22 protein-coding genes and 1 pseudogene are annotated in these 25,815 nt (G+C 62.6%); 17 read left to right on the plus strand and 6 right to left on the minus strand.

All coding sequences use genetic code 11. From position 1 onward, the window contains the following. The 7 genes and pseudogenes from Q0D52_RS08870 to Q0D52_RS08900 all read left to right on the plus strand — a co-directional run. Positions 1 to 307, plus strand: a pseudogene (locus Q0D52_RS08870) (hypothetical protein); the annotation flags it as partial. An 87-nt stretch (positions 308 to 394) separates the two neighbouring features. Further along, complete coding sequence (locus Q0D52_RS08875; RefSeq protein ID WP_294382138.1) at positions 395 to 1,903, plus strand: DUF5979 domain-containing protein; 1,509 nt, start codon at positions 395 to 397, stop codon at positions 1,901 to 1,903. After that, positions 1,878 to 2,261: a hypothetical protein gene (locus Q0D52_RS08880; RefSeq protein WP_294382194.1), complete on the plus strand. Its 384-nt coding sequence runs from the start codon at positions 1,878 to 1,880 to the stop codon at positions 2,259 to 2,261. Before Q0D52_RS08875 ends, Q0D52_RS08880 begins: the two co-directional genes overlap by 26 nt. Before the next feature lie 86 nt (positions 2,262 to 2,347). Beyond that, positions 2,348 to 2,800, plus strand: coding sequence for a signal peptidase I (gene lepB, locus Q0D52_RS08885; RefSeq protein WP_294382191.1), 453 nt, complete (start codon positions 2,348 to 2,350; stop codon positions 2,798 to 2,800). A gap of 28 nt (positions 2,801 to 2,828) precedes the next feature. Further along, entirely contained in the window at positions 2,829 to 3,851 is a 1,023-nt protein-coding gene (locus Q0D52_RS08890) for a DUF5979 domain-containing protein (RefSeq protein ID WP_294382141.1), read from the plus strand. After that, a complete protein-coding gene (locus Q0D52_RS08895) occupies positions 3,852 to 4,640 on the plus strand; it encodes a class B sortase (protein ID WP_294382144.1) in 789 nt (262 codons plus the stop codon). It begins immediately after the preceding gene. Between the two features lie 52 nt (positions 4,641 to 4,692). Further along, the gene (locus Q0D52_RS08900; protein ID WP_294382146.1) at positions 4,693 to 5,328 is read left to right on the plus strand and encodes an FctA domain-containing protein; all 636 of its coding nucleotides are present in this window, start codon (positions 4,693 to 4,695) and stop codon (positions 5,326 to 5,328) included. 96 nt (positions 5,329 to 5,424) lie between these two features. On the opposite strand, the gene Q0D52_RS08905 is transcribed toward Q0D52_RS08900, so the two are convergent. Further along, positions 5,425 to 5,820, minus strand: coding sequence for a molybdenum cofactor biosynthesis protein MoaE (locus Q0D52_RS08905; protein ID WP_294382147.1), 396 nt, complete (start codon positions 5,818 to 5,820; stop codon positions 5,425 to 5,427). Positions 5,821 to 6,340: 520 nt separating this feature from the next. Here Q0D52_RS08905 and Q0D52_RS08910 point away from each other — a divergent pair. The 5 genes from Q0D52_RS08910 (at position 6,341) to Q0D52_RS08930 (ending at position 11,572) form a co-directional block, all read left to right on the plus strand. After that, on the plus strand, positions 6,341 to 6,613 hold the full coding sequence (locus Q0D52_RS08910) for a hypothetical protein (RefSeq protein WP_294382150.1): 273 nt from the start codon (positions 6,341 to 6,343) through the stop codon (positions 6,611 to 6,613). A gap of 235 nt (positions 6,614 to 6,848) precedes the next feature. Next, on the plus strand, positions 6,849 to 8,204 hold the full coding sequence (gene lysA, locus Q0D52_RS08915; RefSeq protein ID WP_294382152.1) for a diaminopimelate decarboxylase: 1,356 nt from the start codon (positions 6,849 to 6,851) through the stop codon (positions 8,202 to 8,204). Between the two features lie 255 nt (positions 8,205 to 8,459). Then, positions 8,460 to 9,743: a homoserine dehydrogenase gene (locus Q0D52_RS08920; protein WP_294382155.1), complete on the plus strand. Its 1,284-nt coding sequence runs from the start codon at positions 8,460 to 8,462 to the stop codon at positions 9,741 to 9,743. 271 nt (positions 9,744 to 10,014) lie between these two features. Beyond that, positions 10,015 to 10,698, plus strand: a complete 684-nt coding sequence (gene pyrE, locus Q0D52_RS08925) for an orotate phosphoribosyltransferase (protein WP_294382158.1) — start codon at positions 10,015 to 10,017, stop codon at positions 10,696 to 10,698. A 172-nt stretch (positions 10,699 to 10,870) separates the two neighbouring features. Beyond that, positions 10,871 to 11,572, plus strand: coding sequence for an HAD family phosphatase (locus Q0D52_RS08930; RefSeq protein ID WP_294382161.1), 702 nt, complete (start codon positions 10,871 to 10,873; stop codon positions 11,570 to 11,572). Between the two features lie 117 nt (positions 11,573 to 11,689). On the opposite strand, the gene Q0D52_RS08935 is transcribed toward Q0D52_RS08930, so the two are convergent. The 3 genes from Q0D52_RS08935 to Q0D52_RS08945 form a co-directional block, all read right to left on the minus strand. Then, a complete protein-coding gene (locus Q0D52_RS08935; RefSeq protein ID WP_294382164.1) occupies positions 11,690 to 11,911 on the minus strand; it encodes a hypothetical protein in 222 nt (73 codons plus the stop codon). Positions 11,912 to 11,920: 9 nt separating this feature from the next. Further along, positions 11,921 to 12,847 (minus strand): homoserine O-succinyltransferase, encoded by a 927-nt coding sequence (gene metA, locus Q0D52_RS08940; protein ID WP_294361198.1) that lies wholly within the window; start codon positions 12,845 to 12,847, stop codon positions 11,921 to 11,923. 1,232 nt (positions 12,848 to 14,079) lie between these two features. After that, the gene (locus Q0D52_RS08945) at positions 14,080 to 14,718 is read right to left on the minus strand and encodes a hypothetical protein (RefSeq protein WP_294382167.1); all 639 of its coding nucleotides are present in this window, start codon (positions 14,716 to 14,718) and stop codon (positions 14,080 to 14,082) included. Positions 14,719 to 16,121: 1,403 nt separating this feature from the next. Here Q0D52_RS08945 and rplM point away from each other — a divergent pair. The 3 genes from rplM to Q0D52_RS08960 all read left to right on the plus strand — a co-directional run bounded on the left by rplM (position 16,122) and on the right by Q0D52_RS08960 (position 19,353). Then, positions 16,122 to 16,556: a 50S ribosomal protein L13 gene (rplM, locus tag Q0D52_RS08950; protein WP_294382169.1), complete on the plus strand. Its 435-nt coding sequence runs from the start codon at positions 16,122 to 16,124 to the stop codon at positions 16,554 to 16,556. Between the two features lie 3 nt (positions 16,557 to 16,559). Beyond that, on the plus strand, positions 16,560 to 16,952 hold the full coding sequence (gene rpsI / locus Q0D52_RS08955; protein ID WP_042432566.1) for a 30S ribosomal protein S9: 393 nt from the start codon (positions 16,560 to 16,562) through the stop codon (positions 16,950 to 16,952). Between the two features lie 310 nt (positions 16,953 to 17,262). Next, the gene (locus Q0D52_RS08960; protein ID WP_294382175.1) at positions 17,263 to 19,353 is read left to right on the plus strand and encodes a glutamine synthetase III; all 2,091 of its coding nucleotides are present in this window, start codon (positions 17,263 to 17,265) and stop codon (positions 19,351 to 19,353) included. Between the two features lie 127 nt (positions 19,354 to 19,480). Here Q0D52_RS08960 and dtd read toward each other — a convergent pair whose 3' ends face one another. Together dtd and Q0D52_RS08970 are read right to left on the minus strand one after the other, a co-directional pair. After that, complete coding sequence (gene dtd / locus Q0D52_RS08965; RefSeq protein WP_294382178.1) at positions 19,481 to 19,927, minus strand: D-aminoacyl-tRNA deacylase; 447 nt, start codon at positions 19,925 to 19,927, stop codon at positions 19,481 to 19,483. 354 nt (positions 19,928 to 20,281) lie between these two features. Continuing rightward, positions 20,282 to 21,796: a LuxR C-terminal-related transcriptional regulator gene (locus Q0D52_RS08970; protein WP_294382182.1), complete on the minus strand. Its 1,515-nt coding sequence runs from the start codon at positions 21,794 to 21,796 to the stop codon at positions 20,282 to 20,284. 357 nt (positions 21,797 to 22,153) lie between these two features. Here Q0D52_RS08970 and Q0D52_RS08975 point away from each other — a divergent pair, with 357 nt between their 5' ends. Next, positions 22,154 to 25,051, plus strand: coding sequence for a molybdopterin-dependent oxidoreductase (locus Q0D52_RS08975; RefSeq protein ID WP_294382185.1), 2,898 nt, complete (start codon positions 22,154 to 22,156; stop codon positions 25,049 to 25,051). Positions 25,052 to 25,066: 15 nt separating this feature from the next. After that, complete coding sequence (locus tag Q0D52_RS08980; RefSeq protein ID WP_294382188.1) at positions 25,067 to 25,735, plus strand: 4Fe-4S dicluster domain-containing protein; 669 nt, start codon at positions 25,067 to 25,069, stop codon at positions 25,733 to 25,735. Positions 25,736 to 25,815: the final 80 nt, after the last annotated feature.

A 25,815-nucleotide genomic window follows, 5' to 3' on the forward strand; every position in this document is an offset into this window, starting at 1 on the left:
GTCTGCATTTGCTTACGCCTATATACAAGGCATGCGCGGAAAGGCAGATATGCGCAAGTTACATGAGGGTGATATTTCGCTAACTCCCACGCAGGAGCGTTTGCTCGGCTATATCGCCGCGCAAACGACCATATCTGGTGCGGCGCGGGCAACGAAAAAGGAGTTGTCGCAGCTGATGGGCTGCAGCGTCAAGACCATCGACCGCGCCATCACGCGCATGAGCCGGGAAGGGCTTATCAAAGTCGAGCCATGCCATTCCGAAAACGGAGGGCAGCTTTCTAATACGTACAGCGTTGTAAACAGCTGATCGGGCTCTTGCGACCCGGTCCTTTCGTGATTGCAACCAAACGATAAACGAGCACGCAAGGCGATGACGGGAAAGGGAAGAGGAGAGATGAAAGCGAGAAAATCAGCGTTAAGGCTATTGGTTTCCGCGATGCTTGTCGTGGGGTTGCTCCCCGTGGCGGCGTTGGCGGCCGATGACGAGCAGGCGGGCGGCGTAGAGGCCCCCGCGCAGGTCCAGGTGGAGGGCTCTGCCCAGGATCAGACGCAGGCAAGCGCCGGCGATCGGGCGCAGGCCGCCGATGATCAGGCCGCAGCCCCTGCAGAGAAAGCGGAAGCTACCGAGTCGACAACGGACCAGGTCAACCCTGCCGTTGTAGCTGCAGCCGACGCATCGGATGAACCGATGGCGGTGGCTACCAATGGGACGTACAAGCTGTACTGGTATGCGCTCGTTCCTGGCTATACGCTGGATAGCGGTGCTAGCGTCAACGAGAAATGGTACGGCATGGGCATCAGCACTATTTCGGCAAAGTGGGCGCCGTGGTGGTATAGCATCGGTCCCCTGAGCCCGTCTCAATATAGCAACATTTCTCTTGTGGGAAATCCATCGCTGTTCCCTTCAATCGAGTACGAGGGGGTTACGTATGAGTATGCCGAAGAGGGTAGCCCAAATGCGTCAAAGAAGGGTTATTACACGCTGACCCCGGAACGCGTAACCGTTGCTGATGGTTCGAATGAAGGGAAAAACGATTACAACAAACCCACCGTGCCTTCTGGAACTAAAACCTTCCATTACGATCATGTGCTCGTGCTGAATGAAGAAAACGTTTATACGGTCAACTACGTAATGCAAGATGCCGGTGAATCCGAATGGGCGGTATTGCCCAAATACGCCCAGCGCGTCAAAAGCGGCTACAGCGAATCCAACCTGAAGAAGCCGGATAACGCGACGGCTCCTGCAACCAAAACCGTCGACGGTGTGACGTATCAGTTCGATGGCTGGTACAAGGACAAGGACTGCACGCAGAAGGCGAATTTCGACGGCACTATTACGCAGAACACCACCTATTACGCTCATTATGTCCCGCAGTCGGGAAGCCTTTACGTTTCGAAGAGCGTGACGGGAAGCGCCGCGAACGTCGACCAATCGTTCACGTTCGAGCTCAGGTGCGATGATCTCGCTGGCAAGACGTTCGCCGCGCAGGGCGATGTCAGCTCCGTGACGTTCAACGACCAGGGCGTGGCAACGGTCCAGCTCAAGCATGACCAGTCCGTCACGCTGACCAAGATTCCCGCCGGTTCGCGGGTCGCCGTTCGCGAAACGGGCCTTTCCGGCAACGCAAGGACCTCCTCCACGGTTTCGGTCAACAACGGACCTTCCGAGACCGTTGCAACCGACAGTCAGACGGCCACCGCGTCTAAGACGGTGACCATCGCCTCCAACCAGACGCAGACGCTTGCATTCACCAACTCGGCCGAGGCGGTCTCGGCAACGGGAATCTCGCTTGACGCGGGCCCGATGGCAGGGCTGTTCGCGGTCGCCGCTGCGGGCGCGGGCGCTCTGGCCGCAAGCGGCTACAAGCGCAGGAAGCGTGAGCAGGGTGCTTGGAAGGAGTAGAAAACGCGTTCCTCAAAGTATCCAGGAAGATCCGCCGGTCTCGCTGCAGCTGATCGCCGACAAGCTGCAACGGCTGGTATGGCGCCGACGCCTGTGGGGGATCGACGAGCGCCAGGCATGGCACGTGGTGCATCGCTTGGACGAAATGTACCGCCAGCTCTACCGGGAGCAGCAGATCCGCTACGAGGCCCTGCTGGAGCAAGCCCGTGCGGAGCAGCCGGTGCAGCCAAGGCCCCAGGCCCCGAGGGCGCAGGCTTTGCAGGTGCCGCCGGTTCCCCAGCGGTCGATTCGCGCGCAGCAGTCCGTGGACCCGAAACATCACCGGCACAAGAGGCCGAAGGGTTCGCACGGGAAGTAGCGCTGGCTCCCGAGGCGCGCGTCATCGAGCGACGTGCCCAAGGTGCGGAAGCGCGAAGACGTGCGGGCGCCACGGCGGCGAAGACGATCTGCGCGGTCGGCGTGGCAGCGATTCTGCTGCAGACGGTGTTCGGGCTTGCGATCGTTCGCGGCGGCGGCATGTCGCCCGCATCGTGCGACGGCGATGTCGCGCTGACGTATCGGCTCGAGCAGGCGTATTCGGCAAACGACGTGATCGTATACCGCTCCCAGTCCGGGCAGCAGCTGATTGGCCGTGTGGTGGCATTGCCCGGCGACGTGGTCGAGGTCACCGAAGACGGCACGTTCAAGGTCAACGGGAGCGCGCAGCCTTCGTCGAACGGTCAATCCACCGCGCCGGCGGAAAGCGGTCCGGCATATCCGTTAACGCTTGGCGAAGGGCAGTACTTCGTGTTGGGCGACGATCGCATGCAGGCGGTCGATAGTCGCGAGGTAGGCGCAATAGGTATCAACGTGGTTGGGGGCAAGGTTGTGGCCCTGCTGCGACTGCGTGGGATATAGGAAAACGAGACGGGAGAAAGGAAAGGCAATGGCTATGTCTCGCTTGAAGAAGAATGTGGTTGCGGCGGCACTTGCCGGCTCCATGGTGATCGCTCTTCCGGGCGCTGCGTTCGCAACGACGGTTGAGGACAACGGTTTCACCGTTGACAAGACCTGGAAGGCAGCGTCGAACACGCAGCTGAACAACACGGAAGCGTTCAACTTCCAGGTCCAGTTCACGGGCGCTACTGCGCAGGGCACCTGGGAGCCTGCCCAGTTGTCTACGGATAAGGTCGTGCGTACGTTGACGGCGGATTGGAAGGACCTTGCGGGCGCGGGTGCTTCCGCGAACGCCAGGCTGACGGCTCGGCAGCTGTTCGCGGGCTATAACTTCACGGCCCCTGGCACCTATAACTTCACGGTGAAGGAAATCGCCGGCTCGAATCCCAACATCGTGTATGACGGCACCGTCTACAACGTTGAGGTCGTCGTGTCCATGCCGGACGACTATCCTGCAAGCGACACGCCGGTTATCAGGGAGATCAAGGCGAAGGCTGCCAGCGGCAACAAGGCTGACAAGGCCGCATTCGAAAACACCGCCAAGGCAAACGACAGCCTGACGGTGTCCAAGAAGGTTGCGGGCGCTGCTGCGAACACGAAGGACGAGTTCAGCTACACGCTGAAAATCGAGGGCGCTCAGGGTTCTTACGATGCCGTGAAGGGCAACGATAAGTACACCGTCGAAGCTGGTAAGGACTTCACCTTCAAGCTGAAGCACGGCGAGTCCATCGAGATCAAGAACCTGCCTGACGGCGCGAAGTACACGGTCGTCGAGGACGACACGGATTACACCGAGAAGAACGTTGCCGACGGTGTTGCGGGCGGCGCGCAAGCTGCCGGCACCATCAAGGCTCACGGCAGCACGGTCGCCTACACCAACGAGAAGGGCTTCGCTCCGGCTACGGGCGTTAACTCTGACACCATGCCCTTCGTCTTCGGCGGCCTGGTGGTCGTGGCCGGTGCCAGCGCTCTGTTGATCTCCCGCAAGCGTCGCGCGAGCGAGGAGTTCTAATTGCGGCTAGCTGCTGACAGCTTCGGCAGCTATGGAGCGCGCAAGCCCACCCGCGCCCTGCGGGTGGCTTGCGCGCTCGACCGTGCGGTCGTCTGGGCGCTCGGCATCGTGCTGGCGCTCGCGCTTGCCGTGTCCGCCTATGCCCTCTGGGATGCGTATGCGCTGGCGAATGGAGGGGATAGCCAGGCCCGGCTTGCCGCATTGAAGTCGGGCGACTCAGTCAGCTTCTCCGAGTTGCTGGCATTGAACCCCGACGTATGCGCTTGGATTACCATCGATAACACGAACATCGATTATCCGGTGGTCCGCGGCAAGGATGACTTCGAGTATCTCAGCAAGGATGCTACCGGCGCGTACAGCGCCTCAGGCAGCATCTTCCTTGACAGCAAATGCTCGAGGGATTTCACCGAGCCCTATGAGGTGCTCATGGGCCATCACATGCAGTACGGCAAGATGTTCGGCGACCTGGACAAGTTCCTGGATGAAGGCTTCTTCGACCAGAACCAGAAGGGCACGCTGTACCTGTCGGACCGTACGCTCGACTTGCAAATCTGCGCGGTGGTCAAGGCGGACGCCTATGACGGCGTCTACTATGGCACCCCCGCCGGCGTCGATCGCATGTCCGCGCTGGCGGAAAAGGTCGCGCAGGATGCCGTCTTCCAGCGAGACGGTCTGCCTTCCGCAAGCGATCAAGTGGTGGCGCTCTCGACGTGCGCATCTTCCGGCGTGAACGAAAGAACGCTGCTCATATGCAGGGTGACCGGGGAACGTGCCGCCGACAAGGCGTAGCGCAGGCAGCGCACGGTGTGCCGAATGGCGCGAGGAAAGAAAAGGACGAGCTATGACGTATGCATTGAACATAAAACGAAACCTCGCGATCGCGTCGCTTGTCGCGGCGGTGCTCGTCGCCGTGTTCGCGTGTGTCGCGCCGTCTGCGCAGGCATATGCAGTTGAAGGGGCGTATGCTCCGACGGCGGCGCAGATTTCGACGCAGGTGGTCGTGAAGGGGGACGCGCCTGCGCAGACGCAGGATTTCACCGTCCAAATCTCCGGCGCCGATGGCGAGACGGTTTTGCCGGATCGGCTGCAGGCGACGATCGCGGGCGAGGGTTCCACGCAGTTTGCAATGTCGTTCACCGAGGTGGGGCTACACCATTACACGGTGCGGCAGATTCCCGGCAACGCCGAGGGTTGGACGTATGACGAGCAGGCCTACAACGTCGACGTGTACTGCATGTGGAACGGGCAAGATGCCCCGGATTCCCTGTATACGCAGGTGTTCGTGAAAAACGCGGCGGGCGAGAAGTGCGAAGCGTGCACGTTCGGGAACGCCTACCAGGCGCCTGTGCAGCCGCAGGCCGCGTCCATGGCGCAGACGGGCGATGTGGTGGGCGTGGCGGTGGAGCTGGTCGGGCTTGTGGCCCTGGCGGCGGTTGTCGCGGCGGCGGTTGCCTATCGCAGGCGCTCTCGCGAGTAGCGCGGCATAGCGTTAACGGTTTCGCTCATCAACGAATAGGGCGGCGGGTTCGTTGGAACCCGCCGCCCTATTCTCGTTCATGCCCGGATATCTCGCCTACGCGAAGATCTCCTTCTCCACCACCAGCTCGTTCTTGATCTTTCCGACCAGATTCTGCAGCGCGTCGATGCAACGCGGGCGGATGTCGGCGCCGATGAGCACGTACATAAGCGAATCGCCCACGTTCAGCACGCCCTCGTTGAGCCACACGCGCACATAGTAGACGCCCGGCCACGTGAGCGCCTCCTTGACGGCCTGCTCAAGGCCTTCGGCGTCGTAGCTGAAGTCGACCTGCGCAACGTCGCCGAGCCCCTCGACGCCCTCGCGCACCTGTGCCTTGGGCGTGATGCGCACCACGCCGTTGTGCGTGAGGAGCATGCCGCACTGCGCGGCTTTCGGGTCCTGTTTCGCTTCCTTGAGCCATTCGTCCATGGACGGTTCGGGTTTCGCCATTTTGGCCTCCTTGCGTGACGTTGACGGTCTTTGCGACGCCGATCGGGCGGAATCGCCGCGATGGCACGATTTTGCGACTCAAATTGTATCGCATACGTAAAGGCCTGGTAGAGCTTTGATGAACACCGTAAAAAGCACTTTAAATCGCGAGGTCGAATAGGTACCCTTGAACAATTTTCACATCAGGGGCGGGCTGATTTGCCAGTCGACTAGTGACAGATTTCCTGGGTCAAAAATCAATTTTTAGCCGATAACCTGGTAAAACATATATTCGCATAGCCTATCGGTTATAGGGATTTCCATTGACGAATATTTGTGCAAGTGCACAAAATGTCATAGAAAAGTGTCAGAATGGTGAAGAAACCGAGAGACGTCTTCCCTTCTGTCGCAGCCCTGCTAGATTGGCAGACGTATTAAAGGCAACGGGTTGTCAAGAAGAAGATTTCCAACGTTGCCAAACGGTGAAGTTGACCAAAGCCTGAAACGGATTCAGGCGAGCGAGAAAGGATGATGGGCAAAAATGAATGCAGCAACGAATGTGAAACAGATCCAGGGAAACCATACGCCTATTACCCCGTTCATCGGATTCGTCGCTCTGATGGCCATCGCGCTCGTCGGCTGCGCCATCATCTCCTCTGCCGTGATGTCGCTGACCGGCGCCTCCTTCGCGGTTGCGCAGTGCCCCACCTTCAACCTTGCCGGGTTCGGCGCCGCCGTGGCCCCGCTGCTGGTGGAGTTCGTGGTGCTGTTCGCCATCGCCGCCGGCCTGACCTACCTGGTCTCCCGCAAGTAAACGCACCTGCGCGAAGCAAGCGATTTAAACTGCAAAGCCCTCGCGAAAGCGGGGGCTTTTTCGTGCCCGGGAACGGCTCGACAGGGGGTTGCCGAGCCGTTACTATTTGCAGGCGAATTTACCAGGTTGACACAGTGCCGCGCGCCCGGGCCTGATACTATGGAACGGATTGAAAACTGCGTCAGTTTGCCAATTGCAACTTGACACCGGGAACTGCGAGAAAGCGAGCGCGCCTATGTCTTTGGCACCATCCGATCACACCAAGCAACCTGATAACCGCACCACCATGGAACTGGGCGACGTGCTGCCCATGACCGCCGAGGTGCGCGACGACCATCTGTTCGTCGGCGGCGTCGATATGGTGGAGCTTGCCCATAAGGAAGGCACCGCGCTCTACGTCATGGACGAGGCCGACATGCGCAACCGCATGGAAACCTACCTCAAGGCGTTCCGCAGCCGTTATGAGAACTCCGACGTCATCTTCGCCTCTAAGGCGTTCCTTAATAAGGAAACCGCGCGCATCGTCGCGCAGGAGGGCCTGTGCCTGGATGTTTCCGGCGGCGGCGAGCTGTGGTGCGCGCAGCAGGCCGGCTTCCCCATGGAGCGCGTATTCGTGCACGGCAACAACAAGACGCCGCAGGAACTGCGCGAGGCCATCTCGGCAGGCGTCGGCCGCATCGTGGTGGATAGCCGCATCGAGCTGGGCCGCATCAGCGAAATCGCCGGCGAGCTGGGCGTCACGCAGGACGTCTACATGCGCATCACCCCCGGCGTCGAGGCCGACACGCACGAGTACATTCGCACGGGTTGCGAGGACAGCAAGTTCGGCTTCACCATGCTCAACGACTTCGCCTTCAAGTGCGTCAAGGACGCGCTCGAGGCGCCGAACGTGCGCCTGGCCGGCTTCCACTGCCACATCGGCTCGCAGATCTTCGCGCTGCATTCGTTCGCCGAGGCCGTGCAGGTCATGGTCGAGTTCATCGCCCGCGTGAAGGAAGCCTACGGCTACGAGGTCGAGGAACTGGACATGGGCGGCGGCCTGGGCATCGCCTACAAGGCCGACGACAAGCCCTCCACCATCGACGAGTTCGCCGAGTGCACCGTCAACGCGGTCCGCGAGAACTGCGAGCGCCTGGGCGTGAAGCTGCCGCGCCTGGCCGTCGAGCCTGGCCGCAGCCTGGTGGCAACCCCGGGCCTTACGCTGTACACCGTCGGCATCCTGAAGACGCTGCCCGGCATCCGCAAGTACGTGGCCATCGACGGCGGCATGTCCGACAACATCCGCACGGCGCTCTACCACGCCGACTACGAGCCCACCATCGCCAACAAGGCCGGTCAGCCCCGCACCGAGATCGTCACGCTGTGCGGCAAGCATTGCGAAAGCGGCGACGCGGTGGTCATCGACATGCCGCTGCAGACGCCCGAGCTGGGCGACGTCATCGCGGTGTTCGGCACCGGCGCGTACTGCTACACCATGGCCAGCAACTACAACGGCCAGCCGCGCCCCGGCATCGTGTTCGTGAAGGACGGCCAGGCCCGCGTGGTCACCCGCCGCGAAACCTACGCCGACCTGTACCATCGCGACATCTAGTCGTTTCAAGGCGGTCGGGCTGGTGCAACGCCGGGGTTGACCCGGTGCCCTGCGAGCCCGACCGTCTGCCGCATTTTCCGCACATTCGCAGGTTTTGCGGACTTGACGGCAACCTTCACCGGCTCCTTCGGGCCTGTGGGCGGCATCGGCGCGCGGCGCCGGCGTCCCTGCGGTATCCTCAAGCCCGTAACGGAACCATCGCATAACCCGCCCAGCGCTTCGGGCGCTGCTTTTCAACCTTTCGAAGGGGGAGATATGACCATCAAACTTGGACTCGTGGGAACGGGCACCGTCGGCGGCGGCTGCTTGGACATCCTGCGCAACCATCGCGAGGACTTCAAGCGCCATTTGGGCGTCGACATGGAAGTGGTGCGCGTGTGCTCGCGCAACCCCGAGCAGGCCGAGGCGCGCGGCGTGCTGCACCTGTTCACCGAAGACTTCAACGACGTCATCAACGACCCCGAGGTCGATATCGTCATCGAGCTGATCGGCGGCACCACCGCTGCGCGCGATGTGGTGCTGGGCGCCCTGCGCGCCGGCAAGAACGTGGTCACCGCCAACAAGGCGCTCATGGCCACCTTCGGCGACGAGGTCATGGACCTTGCCCGCGAGAAGAACCTGGAAGTGGGCTTCGAGGCCAGCGTCGGTGGCGGCATCCCCATCATCCAGCCGCTGAAGCACTCGCTTATCAGCAACGAGATCACCTCCGTCATGGGCATCGTGAACGGCACCACCAACTACATGCTCACGCGCATGGTCGACGACGGCCTGTCCTACGACGACGCGCTGGCCGAGGCTCAGGCGAAGGGCTTCGCCGAGGCCGACCCCACCGCCGACGTGGACGGTTTCGACGCCGCTGCGAAGATCGCCATTCTGGCGTCCATCGCCTTCAATAGCCGCGTGAAGCTCAACGACGTCTACACCGAGGGCATCCGCAACATCACGCAGCTTGACATGGACACGGCCGATGACATGGGCTACGTCATCAAGCTGCTGGCGCTGGCGCATCGCACGCCCGAGGGCATCGATGTGCGCGTGCATCCCACCATGCTGCCGAAGGCTCATCAGATGGCCCAGGTCAACGGCGTGTTCAACGCAATCTACGTCACGGGCGACGCCGTGGGCGAGACCATGTTCTTCGGCGAGGGCGCCGGCGCGGGCCCGGCCGCCGCGGCGGTCATGGGCGATGTGCTGGAGGTTGCGCGCCATATGACGCTCGGCATCCCGCCGGTGGTCGGCTGCACCTGCACCGACAACCTGCCCATCGTTCCCATGGAGCAGCTGAGCACGAAGTACTACATCCGCTTCTCCGTGGCCGATCGCTCCGGCGTGCTGGCCGCCATGGCCGGCGTGTTCGCCAAGCACGGCGTCAGCGTGCGCAGCGTGGTGCAGCGCGGCAGCGCCCAGCACGAGACGGTGAACCTCAGCTACGTTACGCACACCGCCAGCGAGGCGAGCGTGCGCCGCGTGCTCGAGGAGATCGGCGGGCTCGAGGATGTCCTGCGCGCCGAGCCCAGCGTCATCCGCGTTGAGGACTAACGCGTTTCCGGCCGCCCGTCGGCGGCCGGGGCCGTTTGCGATCGGCGGTTTTCCGATGTCCCGTTTCGCCTTCCGCCTGCGCGGGCGTGGCCCGAAGGCCGGTGTCCGCGTGGCCTAGCGCGATCATGAACGTCGGAAACGCCTTTGCCGACCGCCGGCCCGCAAGCCGGCGGTTGGCGAAATCGAAGAGAATCTGATACTTTATCTGGAAGCCGGTTAGACGGGGCAAAGGGATTTTCCCGCGCCCCGTTTCTTTGCGAAAGGGGAGCTCATGGAGCAGTACAAGGAAGAGTTCATCCACTTCATGGTGGAGAGCCATGTTTTGAAGTTCGGCAGCTTCACGCTGAAGAGCGGCCGCCAGTCCCCGTTCTTCATGAACGCCGGCGCGTACGTCACGGGCGAGCAGCTGCACCGTCTGGGCAAGTACTACGCCCAGGCCATCCATGACAACTTCGGCCTGGACTTCGACGTGGTGTTCGGCCCGGCCTACAAGGGCATTCCGCTGGCCGTGGTCACCGCCATCGCGCTGCAGGAGCTCTACGGCAAGGAAGTGCGCTACTGCTGCAACCGCAAGGAGGTCAAGGACCACGGTGCCGACAAGGGCAACCTGCTGGGCGCCGACCTGCACGATGGCGATCGCGTTATCATGGTCGAGGACGTCACCACCTCCGGCAAGTCCATCGACGAGACGTACCCCATCCTCAAGGGCGCGGCCGATGTGGAGGTAAAGGGCCTGATCGTCAGCCTGAACCGCATGGAGGTCGGCAAGGGCGGCGTGGTCACCGCTCAGAAAGAGGTGCAGGAGAAGTACGGCTTCCCCGTGGCCTCCATCGTCAGCATGGCCGAGGTCGTCGAGTGCCTGTACAACAAGGAGGTCGAGGGCGAGGTCGTCATCAACGACGACATCAAGGCCGCCATCGACGCGTACTACGAGCAGTACGGCGCCAAGGAATAGGCAACGCACGCCCGATCGCTTCGGGTAAATCGAATAACGAAGCCTAGCGGCGCCGAACGGCCATGGGTCGTTCGGCGCCGCTGCTGTTTTCGGGTGTTGGTCTGCAGTTCTGGCGGGCGGGCGCACTTCCTGCTAGGCTTGGGAGAAGGCAAACGCAAGGGAAGGATGAGTCATGGACGCAAGCGAGATCGGCGTGGTATTCGACTGCGATGGCACGTTGCTCGATTCGATGGGCGTGTGGCATGGGCTGCAAAACGAGCTGGCTGAACGCGCGGGAGGCATGCTGACCGCCGAAGACGTGGCGGCGCTGGCGCCTATGAGCATTCCTGAGTGCGGCGCGTTCTTCCACGAGAAGTTCGGCTTGGGCGAAAGCGACCACGAGGTGGTCGGCATGATCGACGAGTACATGCTGGACTTCTACCGCCATCGCGCCGAGGCGCGTCCCGGCGCGCTCGAGTTCGTGCAGGGGCTTGCCCAGGCGGGCGCGCATCTGACGGTGGCTTCCTCAAGCCCCAAGCCGTACCTGATGGCCGGCATCCAGCGCTGCGGGTTCGCTCCGTATCTCGAGCGCGTGCTGTCGGTGGAAGACGTGCATTCCACGAAGCGCGAGCCCGACGTATGGGACCGTGCCCGCGAGATTATGGGGACTTCCAAGCAGCTGACCTGGGGCGTTGAGGATTCCGCGTATGCTGTCGGCACGCTCGGCGGTGCCGGCTACCGCACGCTCGCCATATACGATAGCGACGACGCCGGCACATGGGATGACCTGCAGGCTTCCGCGGAGCACGCGATCCGCAGCTTCGAAGACCTGACGGTCGAGGAATTCCTCGCCTGGAACGAGCAGCCGCTCTTCGTCGGCGCGGCCAACAAATAGGCGTGCGGCGGGAGGCGCTCCCTGTTCCCCGATCAAAAGCGATGGGCCCGGAACGGCGATTCGTTCCGGGCCCATCGCTGTTTGCTGGCCGGTTTGGTTCCCTGCAGGTCGCCTGCCCTAATCCCAGGGGTTTTCCTGGAACAGGGGCTCGGGTGTGGGCGGGCGGTCCGAGTAGGGGTCGTAGCCATCGTCGTCCTCGTTCTCGGCGCGGATGAAGGGGTCGTTGGCGGGCTGCTCGGATGCGGACCCGGGCGTCGCGCCCTCCTTCGCCGACGGCCCCTTGCCGGCTTTGCCGGGCAAGGGGGTTGTCTGCGGCTTGATGGTGTAGTGCTTCGGCATGGCGTTTCCCTATTCGCCGGTGCCCAGGCTGTTCAGGTCGTAGGGCGTGGTCTGGTACACGTAGTAGTTCAGCCAGTTCGTGTACAGCAGCTGCGCGTGCGCGCGCCACGTGCTGACCGGCTCCTGCGAGGGGTCGTCGTTGGGGAAGTAGTGGGCCGGTACGGGGACGTCCATGCCCTTGTTCACGTCGCGCTCGTATTCGGCGCGCAGCGTGCCGGTGTCGTACTCGGGATGACCGAACACGAAGAAGTGGCGGCTGTCGGTGCTCTTGGCGATGTAGACGCCGGCCTCATCGGACTGCGCGACGATCTCCAGGCGCGGGTCGGCCTCGATGTCCTCGGCGTACACGGTGGTGTGACGGGAATGCGGCGCCCAGAAGCGGTCGTCGAATCCGCGCACCAGCGGGCTGGAGGGCTTCAGCACGTCATGGTTGAACACGCCGGAGAGCTTCTTCGGCAGCTCGTGCTTTTGGATGCCGTAGTGGTAGAAGATGCCGGCCTGCGCGCCCCAGCAGATGTGCAGGGTGGAGTGCACGTTGGTGGTGGACCACTTCATGATGCGGCACAGCTCGTCCCAGTAGTCGACGTCCTCGAACTCGTGCAGCTCGACGGGCGCGCCGGTGATGATCATGCCGTCGTAGCGATTGTCCTTGACCTGGTCGAACGAGCGGTAGAACGTTTTCAGGTGCTCTTGCGAGACGTTGTGCGACTCATGGGAGATGGTGTGCAGCAGCTCCACCTCGATCTGCAGCGGGGTGTTGGACAGCTTGCGCATGATCTGCGTTTCCGTCTCGATCTTCTTCGGCATGAGGTTGAGCAGCAGCACGCGCAGCGGACGGATGTCCTGATGCACGGCTCGATGCTCGGTCATGACGAAGATGTTCTCGCTTTCGAGCTGCTCGGTCGCGGGCAGCTGGTCGGGAATCCTGATTGGCATGGAACGGTCCTTTCCGGATTGAGCATCCCGCGCGCGGGCGGGACGGGTATGTGCGGTTGTGCGGCGGAGTTGTCGCCGTTCACCTGCTGAAACTTACCGCCTGCACCATAATATCAAAGCCTCAGAATACCGGGTTATTGGTAAACCAGAAAGCAAGTTATCGCCGCAAGCAAACGCAGCAGGCCAGGGCGCTGGTCGGCACTGGCGGCGGGGCTTGCCGCCTGGCATTGCCAACTCGGCGGGGCGGGTCGGCCTGGTGCGAACGTCGGTCGGCGATGGGCTGGCGGCGCAGTGCCTAGCCTGCCGCCTGGCGGATCCACGTTGCCGGCAAGCGTGCAGGTCGGCGCGTTGGTGAGGCGATGCGGCGCAAGCGCAGGTCGGCAGTCAGGTGGCTGCCCTGGTGGGCTTGGCGGGTCTGCGATGTTGGCGCAGTGCGCGGCCTGTCTCTCGGCGGGTCTGCGGTACCGGTAAAGCCCCCAGATGCACCTGTGCTTCACAACGTCCATTTCTGGCGCTCGAAGTTTGTCGTTTGCGACGCCGGTGCCGCGCCTCCCCGTCTTCTGGGCTCTTTTGCAGAAAATGGGCCCCAAATTTGACATCATCCCTGAACTTCTGGGCGGTTTTCGGGGGACGATTTCGTGCCGAATATTTCTGACCTGGGGAAACGCATTCATCGAAGGGCGCTTCTCGCTGTTTTCGCCTGCAAAACCGCGCAGAAGTTCAGGCAACCCCATTGCGGTCGCCTAACCCTCCTGCTTGCTTCGCGACCGCTTCCGCGCAAGCCCCCGTCGCGGGCGAGGGCGCGTTCGCTTCGTTTCGCCCGGTCGGCGCTCGCGCAGTTCTTTCCGCCAGAGTCCCTCGCGCTGGCTTCTTCCGCCCAGCCTCGCCATTCCTTGCACAGCTATATCCGTTCGAATCCGCTGTTCGTCGTGTTGCTGTCTTCGTCCGGGTTTGTCGCTCGATGCCCTGGTTGGTCCACCCGGCCCGTCCATTGAGCTGGCTTCTCTAGCCCGAACTCCGCCTGTCGTGTTGGCCCTTTCCGCTCGAGTTTGCTGCCTGGTGCTCAGCTCCTTCCGTCTGGACCCTGCCCGTCGTGCTGCTCTCCCTTTCCGAATCCCCGTTCCTTGCGCAACTTCGTCTGCCCGAGCCTGCTGCCTGTCGAGCTGGCCGAACCCCGTCCTTCTCCTGACTTCGCCCGCTCGAATCGCGGTGCCGACCGCACCGGCGCATTCCTAGTGAATATCGAATGCGCTGTTCAGCGCGAACTCGCGCAGGATGTCCTGCTGAATCGCATCGGGCTTGGGCAGGGGCCGTTTCCGCTTGCGATGCGCGGCAATGGCGGCAGCGGCGTGTTCGAAGCGGACGGGGTCGTCGACCTGCTGCGTACGGAGCGAGATGACGCTGATTCCAAGCGACGTCAAAATGGTGGCTCGCGTCTGATCTTCGACGATCTTGCGCTCATCGCTGTGGTGTGCCTTGCTGTCGTATTCGACCGCAAGGTTCCAGTTCGGCCAGAACAGGTCGCAATAAAACTGCCGCACGCCATGCGCCCTTCGCGGGTCCGGGGCGCAAACGAGGTAGTTCATCTGCGGCTTCGAAAAGCCATAGCCTCCCCGGCGTGGCGGCATGCAAAGCAGCATGGCCAGCGCGGTCTCCCTTGGGGAGGCCGATCCCTCCGCGATATGCGCCAGCGCCTGGCGGGCTTGCGCGATGCCGCGTGCGCCTTTAGCGCTTCCGAGAAAGTCGCCGATCCTGTCCTTGGAGGTGAGCGCCGGCTGCTCGATTGCGCGCCCGTCGGGTGCGAGGGAATAGCATCCGCACAGCTCGAACCCAAGCTTGATCAGCTGAAGAAGAGGCAGTTCGCGCGCCATTTGCAGAAAGCACAGCTCAGGCGTGCTGCAGAAGATATCGCCCTCGACATGGACAACGCCGTTCGGCGGAATCTTCTCGGCAAGGTGACACGTTATGGAGTTGATGGAACGTCGCCTTCGCTGCTCGGTCGCGAGCACGTGAACGGTCCCGTCGCCGATTGCGGCGAACCGCTGCGTTAAGTGTGGGGCGTCGTATCGCGAGATTCCGAAAGCGGAAGGCGTTTTCGACGGCGGCAACCTATTGATCTCGGACTGGCTGCGCAAATATCGAAGGGCGGAAGTATGGGATAAGGCGATCATTGGCGACCTCGTGTCATCGGCGGGTGGGCGCATCGGGAATATGCGTGGGCTTGCTAGCAGTTTGACGCCGTCGTCTTGCAAAACCCTTGCCGGGGTCTTGCAAGAAGAGGCTGCGAACCTTGCGGGAATGGCGTCGGTTTAGCGGAAGCGCAGCGGAGGTTTGCCGTGCGGTTGCCGGGCTGCGGCGGGAATCGAGGCGGGCCGTGGCGACCGTCGGCACGGGTTGCGGCGGGCGTCGAAGAATCATCTGGGCGGTTTTGAAGCCACGATTGCGAGTGCGGTTGCTGACAGTTTCTAAAACCCCAGGTCATAGGCTTGCCAGTTTGCTGTCCCAAACATTTTGTCAGAGGATGCGAAGGAAAAACCGCCCAGAACTCCGGGCGGATGTCAAAAACGGGGGCCAAAAACTGCAAAACCATCCAGAACTCGGGGGAGGTGTGAAGAACGGCGAACATGAAAGGACCCCAGGCAGAGAAAGGCAGAGAAAGGTGTGGCTGGATGCGACGGATATCCGCCCAGAACGCTAAGGCCGTTAGGGCGGTGAGGGATGGCTGCGTTCAGGGTGGGTCGGGCGGTGCTGCGGGCTAAGAAATACGGGTATGGCGGTCAGCGTTGGCGACGCGATGGGATCGGCGGCTGGCGGCAGGCGGGCTTGCCGCGCGGTGCTGTCGGCGGCGAATCGGCACGATGGATTGCCATGGGGATTCGTCGTTCGGCGCGCGGCGGCCCGGCGCAGGGAATCGACGACGCGGCGCGGCGGTCCGGTGCAGGGAACCGGTCGGCGCTGGCGGCGCAGCAGGCGAGCAGGCGAGTGGTGGCGGCTTGCTCGCCGCAATCGTGCAGTCCGTGTGAAAATCGCGGAGTAACCCCAGATGGGCACACATGCCCCATTGACTTCGAAGCGGCTGAAACCGTAGACTATAAAAGTTCGCTTTCAAAAGCCCCGTAAACGCAAGGTGGAGGCAGCGCCAAGAAGGGAAGTCCAGACCCGACGAAGCGCGCCGGCGTAGGAAACCGGCAGCAAACAGACTTGCACTTTTGAAAAACGACACCCTGTGCGCTGTGGTCGCACAGCGTAACAGGAAGGACATGGAGGAAAAACAGTGAAGACGTATCACGCTAAGCCTCATGAAGTTGAGCGCAAATGGTACATCATCGACGCTGAGGATCAGGTCCTCGGCCGTGTTGCCACCAAGGCCGCTACCCTTCTGAAGGGCAAGCACAAGCCGCAGTACACGCCGCACGTGGACACCGGCGACTTCGTGATCATCGTCAACGCGGACAAGGTTCGCGTGACCGGCACGAAGGAGCTGAACAAGGTCTACTACCATCACACCGGTCATCCGGGCGGACTGAAGTCTGAGACCTTCGCCGAGGCCATGGCCAAGCATCCCGAGCGCGTCATCGAGCATGCCGTCAAGGGCATGCTGCCGAAGAACACGCTGGGCCGCAAGCAGGGCATGAAGCTGAAGGTTTACGCTGGTGCCGAGCACCCGCATATGGCTCAGAAGCCGACCGAGATCAAGATGGAGGGCTAAACCATGGCGAATGAAGCATTGTACTACGGCACCGGTCGTCGTAAGAACGCTGTCGCTCGCGTGCGCCTCGTTCCCGGCACCGGCAAGGTGACCGTCAACGGTCGCGATGGCAAGGAGTACTTCGGCCGCGAGGCTCTGCTCGACTATGCCAAGACCCCGTTCAAGGTCACGGATACCCAGGATCACTTCGACGTGCTCGCCCGCATCGACGGCGGCGGCATCTCGGGTCAGGCCGGCGCTCTGCGTCACGGCATCTCCCGTGCCCTGCTGGCAGCTGGCGACTACCGCGCCGAGCTGAAGAAGGCTGGCTTCCTGACGCGCGACGCTCGTATGGTCGAGCGCAAGAAGTACGGTCTGAAGAAGGCCCGCAAGCGCCCGCAGTTCAGCAAGCGCTAAGGTTTGTTTTCATTGGCTGCGCCTCGCGTGGCCGTACAAGCCTGGAAAGCCCGTTCCGCGAAAGCGGGGCGGGCTTTCCGCGTTGTTGGGGCGCAAAAGCCCTCGTTGCCCCGATTCTTCCGTAACGAAACGTTCCATATGCCGAAAACTGCCGGAAACATAGCGCCGGTACCGTAAGTTACAGCAAGTTGACGTGCTGCTTGCCGGTGCAAGATGCTAAGCTACGAGAGTTGACAAACTCGCTAACCTGTAGCATGCAGTGGCAAGGGAAGCGCGCGTCTGAAAGGTAACTATGAAGGAGCTCACGCCTATGTCGAAAATTCCTGAAATCTACGGCTCGATGGTGTTCAACGAGCACACGATGCAGGAGCGACTGCCATCTGCAACGTATAAGGACTTGATGAAGACCATCAAGAAGGGCGAGCCTTTGAACCTTGAGGTCGCCAACGTCGTCGCCCATGCCATGAAGGAATGGGCCATCGAAAAGGGCGCCACGCACTACACGCACTGGTTCCAGCCCCTTTCCGGTATCACCTCCGAGAAGCACGACAGCTTCCTCGATCCCACCGGCGACGGTCGCGCCATCATGAGCTTCTCCGGCAAGGAGCTCATCCAGGGCGAGCCCGATGCCTCCAGCTTCCCGTCTGGCGGCCTTCGCGCCACGTTCGAGGCCCGCGGCTACACGGCATGGGACCCCACCAGCTACGCGTTCATCAAGGACGAGGTGCTGTGCATCCCCACCGCATTCTGCAGCTACACCGGCGAGGCGCTTGACAAGAAGACCCCGCTGCTGCGCTCCATGAGCGCCATCGACGAGCAGGCCAAGCGCGTGCTGGCGCTGTTTGGCGAGCATGTCGACCGCGTGGTCACCACCGTCGGCGCCGAGCAGGAGTACTTCCTGATCAGCGAGAAGGACTACGCGAAGCGCTCCGACCTCATCATGACGGGCCGCACGCTGTTCGGCTACTCCCCGCTGAAGGGCCAGGAGCTTGAAGAGCATTACTTCGGCGCCATCCGCCCCACGGTCAACGAGTTCATGAAGGAGCTGGACAGCGAGCTGTGGAAGCTGGGCGTGTCGGCGAAGACCAAGCACAACGAGGTCGCCCCCGCGCAGCATGAGCTGGCCCCGCTGTTCACCAACGGCAACCGCGCCATCGACGAGAACCTCCTGACCATGGAGAAGATGCGCCTGCTGGCAAGCCATTACGGCCTGGTGTGCCTGCAGCACGAGAAGCCGTTCGAGGGCATCAACGGCTCCGGCAAGCACAACAACTGGTCCATCTCCGCCGGCAAGACTAACTTCCTGGATCCCGGCGAGACCCCCATGGACAACCTGCGCTTCCTGGTCTTCCTCACCGGCGTCATCCAGGCTGTCGACGACTACCAGGAGCTGCTGCGCATGACCGTTGCCTCTTGCGGCAACGATCACCGCTTGGGCGCCAACGAGGCCCCGCCGGCTATCGTGTCCATCTTCCTGGGCGATGAGCTGGGCGCCATCGTGGACGCGCTGGTGGACGACCATGAGTACACCTCTGCGGAAAAGGTGGCCGTTGACCTGGGCGTCGCGGTGCTGCCGAACTTCCTGAAGGACAACACCGACCGTAACCGCACCAGCCCCTTCGCCTTTACCGGCAACAAGTTCGAGTTCCGCATGCCTGGCTCCGCGGTGAACCTGGCCGACTGCAACATGGTGCTCAACACCGCCATGGCCAAGTCGCTGAAGGACTTCGCCGACGCCATGGAGGGCAAGTCCGGCGAGGAGTTCGAGTCCGCCGCCATCGCCTACATCAAGGATACGCTGAAGAAGCACCAGCGCATCATCTTCAACGGCAACGGTTACTCCGACGAGTGGCCCGCCGAGGCCGAGCGCCGTGGCCTGGCCAACAACCGCACCACCGCCGACGCGCTGCCGGCTTACGTCGCGGAGAAGAGCATCAAGCTGTTCGAGGAGTTCAACGTGCTCACCGAGGTGGAGGCTCGCAGCCGCTACGAGGTGAAGCTGGAGAAGTATACGAAGCTCATGAACATCGAGGTCCGTACGATGAAGCGCATGACGCGCCGTACGTTCCTGCCGGCCATCAACAAGTACGCCACGCTCGTTGCCAATGAGATCAACGAGATGAAGGCCGCTTGCGCCGGCATCGACACCTCGGTGCAGGATCAGCTGCTCAACACGGTAGTCGACGGCATCAAGGAGATCAACGACGCTCTGAACGAGCTGCATGCCGCGCACCTGGCCGTCCGCGACCTGACCGATGAGCAGGAGAAGGCCAACAAGTACGCGCACGAGATCGCCCCGATGATGGAGCGCCTGCGTGCGGGCGTCGACGCCATGGAGATCGTGGTCGCGCACGACCTGTGGCCCGTCCCCACGTACAACGACATCCTGTTCTACTGCTAGTAAACGGGATTCATCCGGAATGAGAAGGAAGCCGCCCTCGGGCGGCTTCCTTTTTGCGTTCTGGGTTGAGGAACGGGGCGCGTGCGCAAATGTGCCCCCGAGACGCTCGTAATCAGCCTCGTTCGCCTTACAGTTGATCGGTGTCCAGCCAGATGGTGAAGGGGCCGTCGTTGACCAGGCTGACCTGCATCATGGCGCCGAAGCGGCCGGTTTCCACGTGCGGCACGTCTTGGCGGGCGCGCTCGACGAACTGCTCGTAAAGCTGCTCGGCCTGGTCGGGTGCGCCGGCGCCGGTGAACGAGGGTCGGTTGCCCTTCTTGCAGTTGGCGTACAGAGTGAACTGCGACACGATGAGCACTTGGCCGTCCACGTCGGCAAGCGAGCGGTTCGTCTTGCCGTTCTCGTCCTCGAAGATGCGCAGCTTGAAGATCTTGCCCCACAGTCGCTCGATCTGCTCGGGGCCGTCGTCCGCTCCCACGCCCAGCAAGATCAGGTACCCGCGTTCGCACGAGCCCACCGTTTCGCCATCGATATCCACCTGCGCATGCGTCACACGCTGCACCAAAGCCCGCATAAGGCCCCCTTCCTAAATGTTTGCTCACCAGCATAACGCATCAAAGGGTCCCGAGGCCCCGCCGCCGGACACCTCGGGGACGTAGCACTATCTGTCAGGTTTGCGGTTGCGCGGAAGCTCGGCTCGGGTTCGTCCTGCCGACTCTTGTGGTGGGGACGCTTGGTGACGTAGCGTTATCTGTCCGGATTGCGATTGCGGGGGAGCGTGAATCGGCTTCGCCCCTGCTGCGCTTCCGGCCGGCGGCCATCGTTTCGCGGCGGGAAACCCGGACAGATAACGCTACGTCCCCCGAAGCGTCACCCCAAGCGTCCGACATCGTCGTCGCTGCGGGACGCGGGCTCTTTGCCCGTCCCGCTACGCCTTCTCCTCTTGGATCAGGTCGATCATCTCTTGGCCTGAATGCACGCCGAGCTTTTGATAGATGTGCTGGCGGTGGGTGCTCACGGTGCTCTTCGATAGGCACAGCTCCTCTTGCACGTAGGGCAGGTTGCGGCCTTTTGCGAACATGATCATGATCTCGCCCTCTCGTTCGGTCAGGCCGTAGCGCTCGATGACGGCGCGGCAGCGATCTTGGAAACGCTGTTTGCGGTCGGTCGGCATGATGCTGAGCGCCCGGGCAAGCGCGTTCTCCGTGAACACGAAGTTGTTCACGACCACGATGAGCAGCACGCAGGTGCACGCGGCGGTGAACGCGCCGGAGACGTCGAGTCCGATGCCGTACCACAGCCATCGTCCGACCAGCATTCCCATAAGCGGCCCGGCGCACCATGCGGCCCGGATAAGCCCGAACGCGAACAGACACGAGGTTTGATAGCGGCGGCACAAACCGGCGATGAGAATCCACATGCCCATGCCCAAGCATTGGAACGCGCCGACGTCGATCGCCAACGGCAGGTAGGCGGGCACGTTGGGGAACAGCATCGGTGCAGGCAAGAGCAGCGCGCCGACAAGCAGGAACGTGGTGATGAGCCGGTAGCATGCCTCGGGGCCGCGGATGCCCTTCGAGGTGATGAGCACAAGCGCCACGCCGATGGACCCGATTGCGGTGAGCGTGGTGATGCAGCCCTGCGCGATGGCGTAGGGCGTCACGTCGCTGCTGGCGAACTGCCCCATTTGCACGTATAGCGTTCGCGACAGCTCATAGGACACGCCGCATACGAGCATGGTCGAGCCGAGCGCGCAGATCAGGCTAAGCAGCTGGCGGCGATCGGCGGGGTCTTCCGGATCGGCTTGGCGCGGCAGCGCGTTGGCCTGCTTCTTGTCGATCTGCAAGCTGGAGACCCCGTAGAACAGAAACGCCGCAGCCACCGGGCCCATGCTGGCGCAGAACAGCACGGACTCGAAGCGTCCGAAGAACAGGAAGGCGAAGAAAAGCACGGTGGATGCCAGGTACCCGATGGCGATGGCTGCGGCCGATTGCTTGAGCGACAGCACGCCCAACACCGCGCCGAAGTTCATGAGAAACAGCGCGGAGAACACGCCGGTTCCTATTCCGTACGCGGTGACGAGGGCCATGCCTACCGTTCCCTCTTCGCCCGCGCCGAGCACCAGCAGCGTGCAAATGGCTAGGCCGGTGGGGAACAGATAGCGCGCCGGCACCGAGCCCAGCAGCCGATCGAACTGTTTGTGGAAGATGCCGCAGAGCGCCAGCGTCACAGTGGTGGCGATGATGGACAGCAGGTACGCCTGGTCGAGGATGCCCTCGTAATGCGGAAGCCCCGCGTAGAGGTTCATGCTCTGAAACGCCATAAGCGGCCATGCCAGCGTGCATCCCAGCGCCACGCCGATGCCGATGATGGCGGGCGTGAGAAGCCCAGCGGCCTGACTCCGCGTTCCCTTGTCGCGCTTACTCGTCTTCAAGTTCCCCAAAACCTGCTCCCCCGGTAACCCATATCAACTTGGTTTCATTATACGAATGCTCGACGGTTCGAGGGCGTTTGTCGGAGCCTCGATTTCGTTATTCCGCAAAACCCCCAGGTCAAACGACTCATGCATATCGCACGATATTGCGAAATCGGCTCTCGTGCCCGATTTCGCAGCCCTATCGCACCCGCTATCTTCGGATTCGTTGTGAAAACGCAAGGGCTGAGCGGAACACGTCGGCGGCAATGCGGACGAAGTCGCTTGATGCTCGGGGGAAGCGCCCGAGGGAGCGTTTTCCTCCCCGCGATGCGATGCCGCTGCAGCGTGTTCGCGGGAGCAAGAGGACGAGAGAAGGAGGAGAGCATGGGCAAGCTGAATATGACGCGTCGCGCGTTCACGAAGCTGGCGGCCGCCACCGCGGCCGCCGCTGCCGTGGTTGCGCCTACGGGTGCCGCGCTGGCCGAGTCGAGCAGCGCCACCCAAAGCAAGGCGGGCGAGACCAAGCGCGTGCGTTCCTGCTGCCGCGGCTGCGGCAAGATGGAATGCGGCGTGTGGGTCGTCGTCGAGAACGGCCGCGCCATCCGCACGGAAGGCGACGAGAGCGCATTCCATTCCATGGGCAACCATTGCGGCAAGGGCCAGGCGTCGCTGCAGGCGGCGTACCACCCCGACCGCCTGTACCATCCCATGAAGCGCACGAACGCCCGCGGCGAGGACGATCCCGGTTGGGTGCGCATCAGCTGGGACGAGGCGATGAGCACCATCGCCGAGAAGCTGCAGGAGACGATGGACCGCTACGGCGGAGAGTCCATTTTCGGCATGTCGGGTACCAGCCGTATCTGGGGCATGTTCGCATACGGCGCGCTCGGTCAGCTGGTCGGCAGCCCGAACATGTGCATCCCGTGGCAGGTGTGCAAGGGCCCGCGCTTCTTCGCCACCGCGCTGAACTCCATGATGCAGGCATCGTGGATGGAGACGGTCGGCCGCCCGAAGGTCTACACGTCCTGGGGTACCGGTCCGGAGCTTTCGAACTACGACGACGCCTGCCGTACCGTGGTCGACGTTGCCGAGAAGGCCGACACGCACATCGTGGTCGACCCGCGCATGACCAACCTGGGCAAGGAGGCCGACATCTGGCTGAACCTGCGCCCCGGCACCGACGGCGCCATGGCCATGGGCTGGTTGAACGTGCTGATCAACAACGACCTGTACGACGACCTGTTCGCCAAGAAGTGGACCGACGCGCCGTTCCTGGTTTGCAACGACGTGGAGCCCTCCGGCTACGAGGTCTACCGCTTCACCAGCGGCAAGTGCCAGATCAAGACGCGCCTGCTCAAGGAAAGCGACCTGAAGGAAGACGGCGATCCGCACAAGTTCATGGTGTGGGACAACCTGAACAACCGCATGACCTACTTCGACGCCGACAGCGGCCTGTGGGAAGGCGAGACGTGGAGCAAGCCCACGGCCGGCCACGAAGGCATGCAGGAGCATCTGGTGCCCGGCGTGAGCCAAGGTTGGGTTCCCGATCCGACCCCGTTCGATCCGGCCATCGATCCGGCGCTGTACGGCGAGTTCGAGGTGGAGCTGAAGGACGGCCGCAAGTCCAAGGTCAAGCCCGTGTGGGAGTACTTCACCGCACGCGTCGCCGAGTACACGCCCGAGAAGGTCTCCGAGATCACCGGCGTGCCGGCGGAGTCCATCGAGCGCGCCGCGAAGATCCACGCCACGCGCATCGACCCGTCCACCGGTTACGGCAACGGCGGCGTGCAGTATCAGCTGGCCATCGAGCACAGCTGCAACGCCATCGCCATGTGCCGCGCCATGGACACCTATATCGGCCTGTCGGGCAACTGGGACGTTCCTGCAGGTCATCGCGGCGGCACCCAGGGCGAGTTCGTGTTCAAGGCCGGCCTTGGCGCCGTGGCCCCCGGCATCCCGAACATCTCGGCAGAGGAGTTCAACAAGACGCTCGGCATCGAGGATTACCCGCTTTTGGGCTGGTGGCAGGGCTGGGCGGACGACGCCAGCGTGTGGAAGGCCATCGAGACGGGCGACCCGTACCCGGTGAAGGCCGGTTGGTGCTCCACGGGCGACTTCATGTGCATGTCGAACTCCCTGCAGAAGTGGAAGGCGTTCCCCAACCTGGACTTCTTCGTGTGCGAGGACCTGTGGAAGACGCCGACCGCCGGCATGGCGGACATCCTGCTTCCCGCGCAGCACTGGCTTGAGACCGACTGCCCGCGTCTTTCGCAAGGCCCGTCGGGCGGCCAGGGCGCAACGTGCCGCGCCATCGAGCCTCCCGCCGATACGCTGCACGACATCGAGATCGCCACGATGATCTACAAGTACATGGGCAAGCAGTGGGGTCCCGACGAGAACAAGTGGCCCAGCCGCATCGAGAACCTTGACATCATGCTGAACACCGGCCGCCAGGGCGATCCCATCACGTGGGAGGAGTACAAGGATGACTTCCAGAAGAACGGCTGGAAGGACGCCAAGGTTGCGGCGCCCGACACGTGGGGCACGTATCGCCGCTATGAGACGGGCATGATGCCGCTGAAGGCATACGGCGACAAGAACGCGCTCGAGGAGTTCGCCAAGCCCGGCTTCGGCACGCCGACCCGCAAGATGGAGATCTGGAACACGCTCATCGAGACGTTCATGCCCGAGGACGAGGAAGACTTCCTGCCCACGTACAAGGAGCCGCCGCTGAGCCCGATTTCCGATCCTGAGATGAACGAGAAGTATCCGTTCACCGCCACGACCGGCCGCCGTATCCCGGTGTACTTCCACTCCGAGCATCGCCAGCTGCCCTGGTGCCGCGAGATGTGGCCGGCGCCGCGCATCGAGATCAACCCGCAGGATGCCGCGCGCCTGGGCATCGAGCAGGGCGACTGGGTGTGGATCGAGAACGACAACGGCAAGATCCGCCAGGTGGCCGACCTGTACCACGGCATCGCGCCCGGCACGGTGAACCTGGAGCATCAGTGGTGGTTCCCCGAGCTCGACCAGGCCGACAAGGGCTATGACCTGTGCGGTTGCAACTGCCTGGTCACCACGGGCAAGGGCTATCAGGACCGCATCTCCGGCACCAGCTACCTGCGCGCGTACCCCGTGAACATCTACAAGGCAACGGCGGAGAACTCGCCGTTCGGCAATCCCGTACCGTGCGATCACAACGGCAACGAGATCATCCACGACGCCTCCGACCCGCGTCTGAAGGAATGGCTGCCGAACTACGACGTTCGCGATGAAGCGTAAAGGAGGTGCGCGAAGATGACCCATTATGCGATTGCGACGGACCTGAACCGTTGCGTGGGCTGCCTGGCATGCAGCGTGGCGTGCAAGGCCATGAACAGCGTGCCGGTGGGCGATTACTGGAACAAGACGTTGCGCATCGGCCCGAATCCGAAGGCGGACGGTTGCGGTACGTGGCCTGATGTGGAGATGTACTTCCTGACCGTGCAGTGCCAGCACTGCAAGGACCCGGAGTGCGTGAAGGTGTGCCCGACCGGGGCCAGCCACATCGCCGCCGACGGCACCGTGCAGATCGACAAGTCGAAATGCATTGGTTGCCAGTTCTGCGCCATGAGCTGCCCTTATGGCGTGCGTTACCTCAACACCGAGGAGCGCGTGGTTGAGAAGTGCACCTTGTGCGAACAGCGTATCGCGCAAGGCGAGCTGCCTGCTTGCGTGGCGCAATGCGGTGGCCGCGCGCGCTTCTTCGGCGACCTGGACAAGGGCATCGATTCGTTCGAGGCGCCGTGGGTGGTCGACGTGACCGAGGGCGATCCGAGCTACGACAAGACCGAGCACACGCGCATCACGTTGAAGGAATGCGTGCAGGAGTACAAACAGTCCGACGTGCACCATCTCCCGGACGTGGGCAACGATCCGTCGTTTGTGTACATCTTGCGCGACCGCGATTGGCAAGGGGAGGAGTAGATTATGGAACTGCAATGGCCTCTGATTTTGTTCACCACCCTTACCGCGTGGGGCTGCGGCGTGCTCGGCGGCGCCGGCGC

Origin of the sequence: uncultured Senegalimassilia sp. (assembly GCF_934630535.1) — a bacterium.
Classification (GTDB): domain Bacteria; phylum Actinomycetota; class Coriobacteriia; order Coriobacteriales; family Eggerthellaceae; genus Senegalimassilia.

Coding starts and splice junctions, on each gene's coding strand:
- Q0D52_RS08875 (WP_294382138.1), top strand. CDS start 395: ATGAAAGCGAGAAAATCAGCGTTAAGGCTATTGGTTTCCGCGATGCTT.
- Q0D52_RS08890 (WP_294382141.1), top strand. CDS start 2,829: ATGGCTATGTCTCGCTTGAAGAAGAATGTGGTTGCGGCGGCACTTGCC.
- Q0D52_RS08900 (WP_294382146.1), top strand. CDS start 4,693: ATGACGTATGCATTGAACATAAAACGAAACCTCGCGATCGCGTCGCTT.
- Q0D52_RS08905 (WP_294382147.1), bottom strand. CDS start 5,820: ATGGCGAAACCCGAACCGTCCATGGACGAATGGCTCAAGGAAGCGAAA.
- Q0D52_RS08910 (WP_294382150.1), top strand. CDS start 6,341: ATGAATGCAGCAACGAATGTGAAACAGATCCAGGGAAACCATACGCCT.
- lysA (WP_294382152.1), top strand. CDS start 6,849: ATGTCTTTGGCACCATCCGATCACACCAAGCAACCTGATAACCGCACC.
- Q0D52_RS08920 (WP_294382155.1), top strand. CDS start 8,460: ATGACCATCAAACTTGGACTCGTGGGAACGGGCACCGTCGGCGGCGGC.
- pyrE (WP_294382158.1), top strand. CDS start 10,015: ATGGAGCAGTACAAGGAAGAGTTCATCCACTTCATGGTGGAGAGCCAT.
- Q0D52_RS08930 (WP_294382161.1), top strand. CDS start 10,871: ATGGACGCAAGCGAGATCGGCGTGGTATTCGACTGCGATGGCACGTTG.
- Q0D52_RS08935 (WP_294382164.1), bottom strand. CDS start 11,911: ATGCCGAAGCACTACACCATCAAGCCGCAGACAACCCCCTTGCCCGGC.
- metA (WP_294361198.1), bottom strand. CDS start 12,847: ATGCCAATCAGGATTCCCGACCAGCTGCCCGCGACCGAGCAGCTCGAA.
- Q0D52_RS08945 (WP_294382167.1), bottom strand. CDS start 14,718: ATGGCGCGCGAACTGCCTCTTCTTCAGCTGATCAAGCTTGGGTTCGAG.
- rpsI (WP_042432566.1), top strand. CDS start 16,560: ATGGCGAATGAAGCATTGTACTACGGCACCGGTCGTCGTAAGAACGCT.
- Q0D52_RS08960 (WP_294382175.1), top strand. CDS start 17,263: ATGTCGAAAATTCCTGAAATCTACGGCTCGATGGTGTTCAACGAGCAC.
- dtd (WP_294382178.1), bottom strand. CDS start 19,927: ATGCGGGCTTTGGTGCAGCGTGTGACGCATGCGCAGGTGGATATCGAT.
- Q0D52_RS08975 (WP_294382185.1), top strand. CDS start 22,154: ATGGGCAAGCTGAATATGACGCGTCGCGCGTTCACGAAGCTGGCGGCC.
- Q0D52_RS08980 (WP_294382188.1), top strand. CDS start 25,067: ATGACCCATTATGCGATTGCGACGGACCTGAACCGTTGCGTGGGCTGC.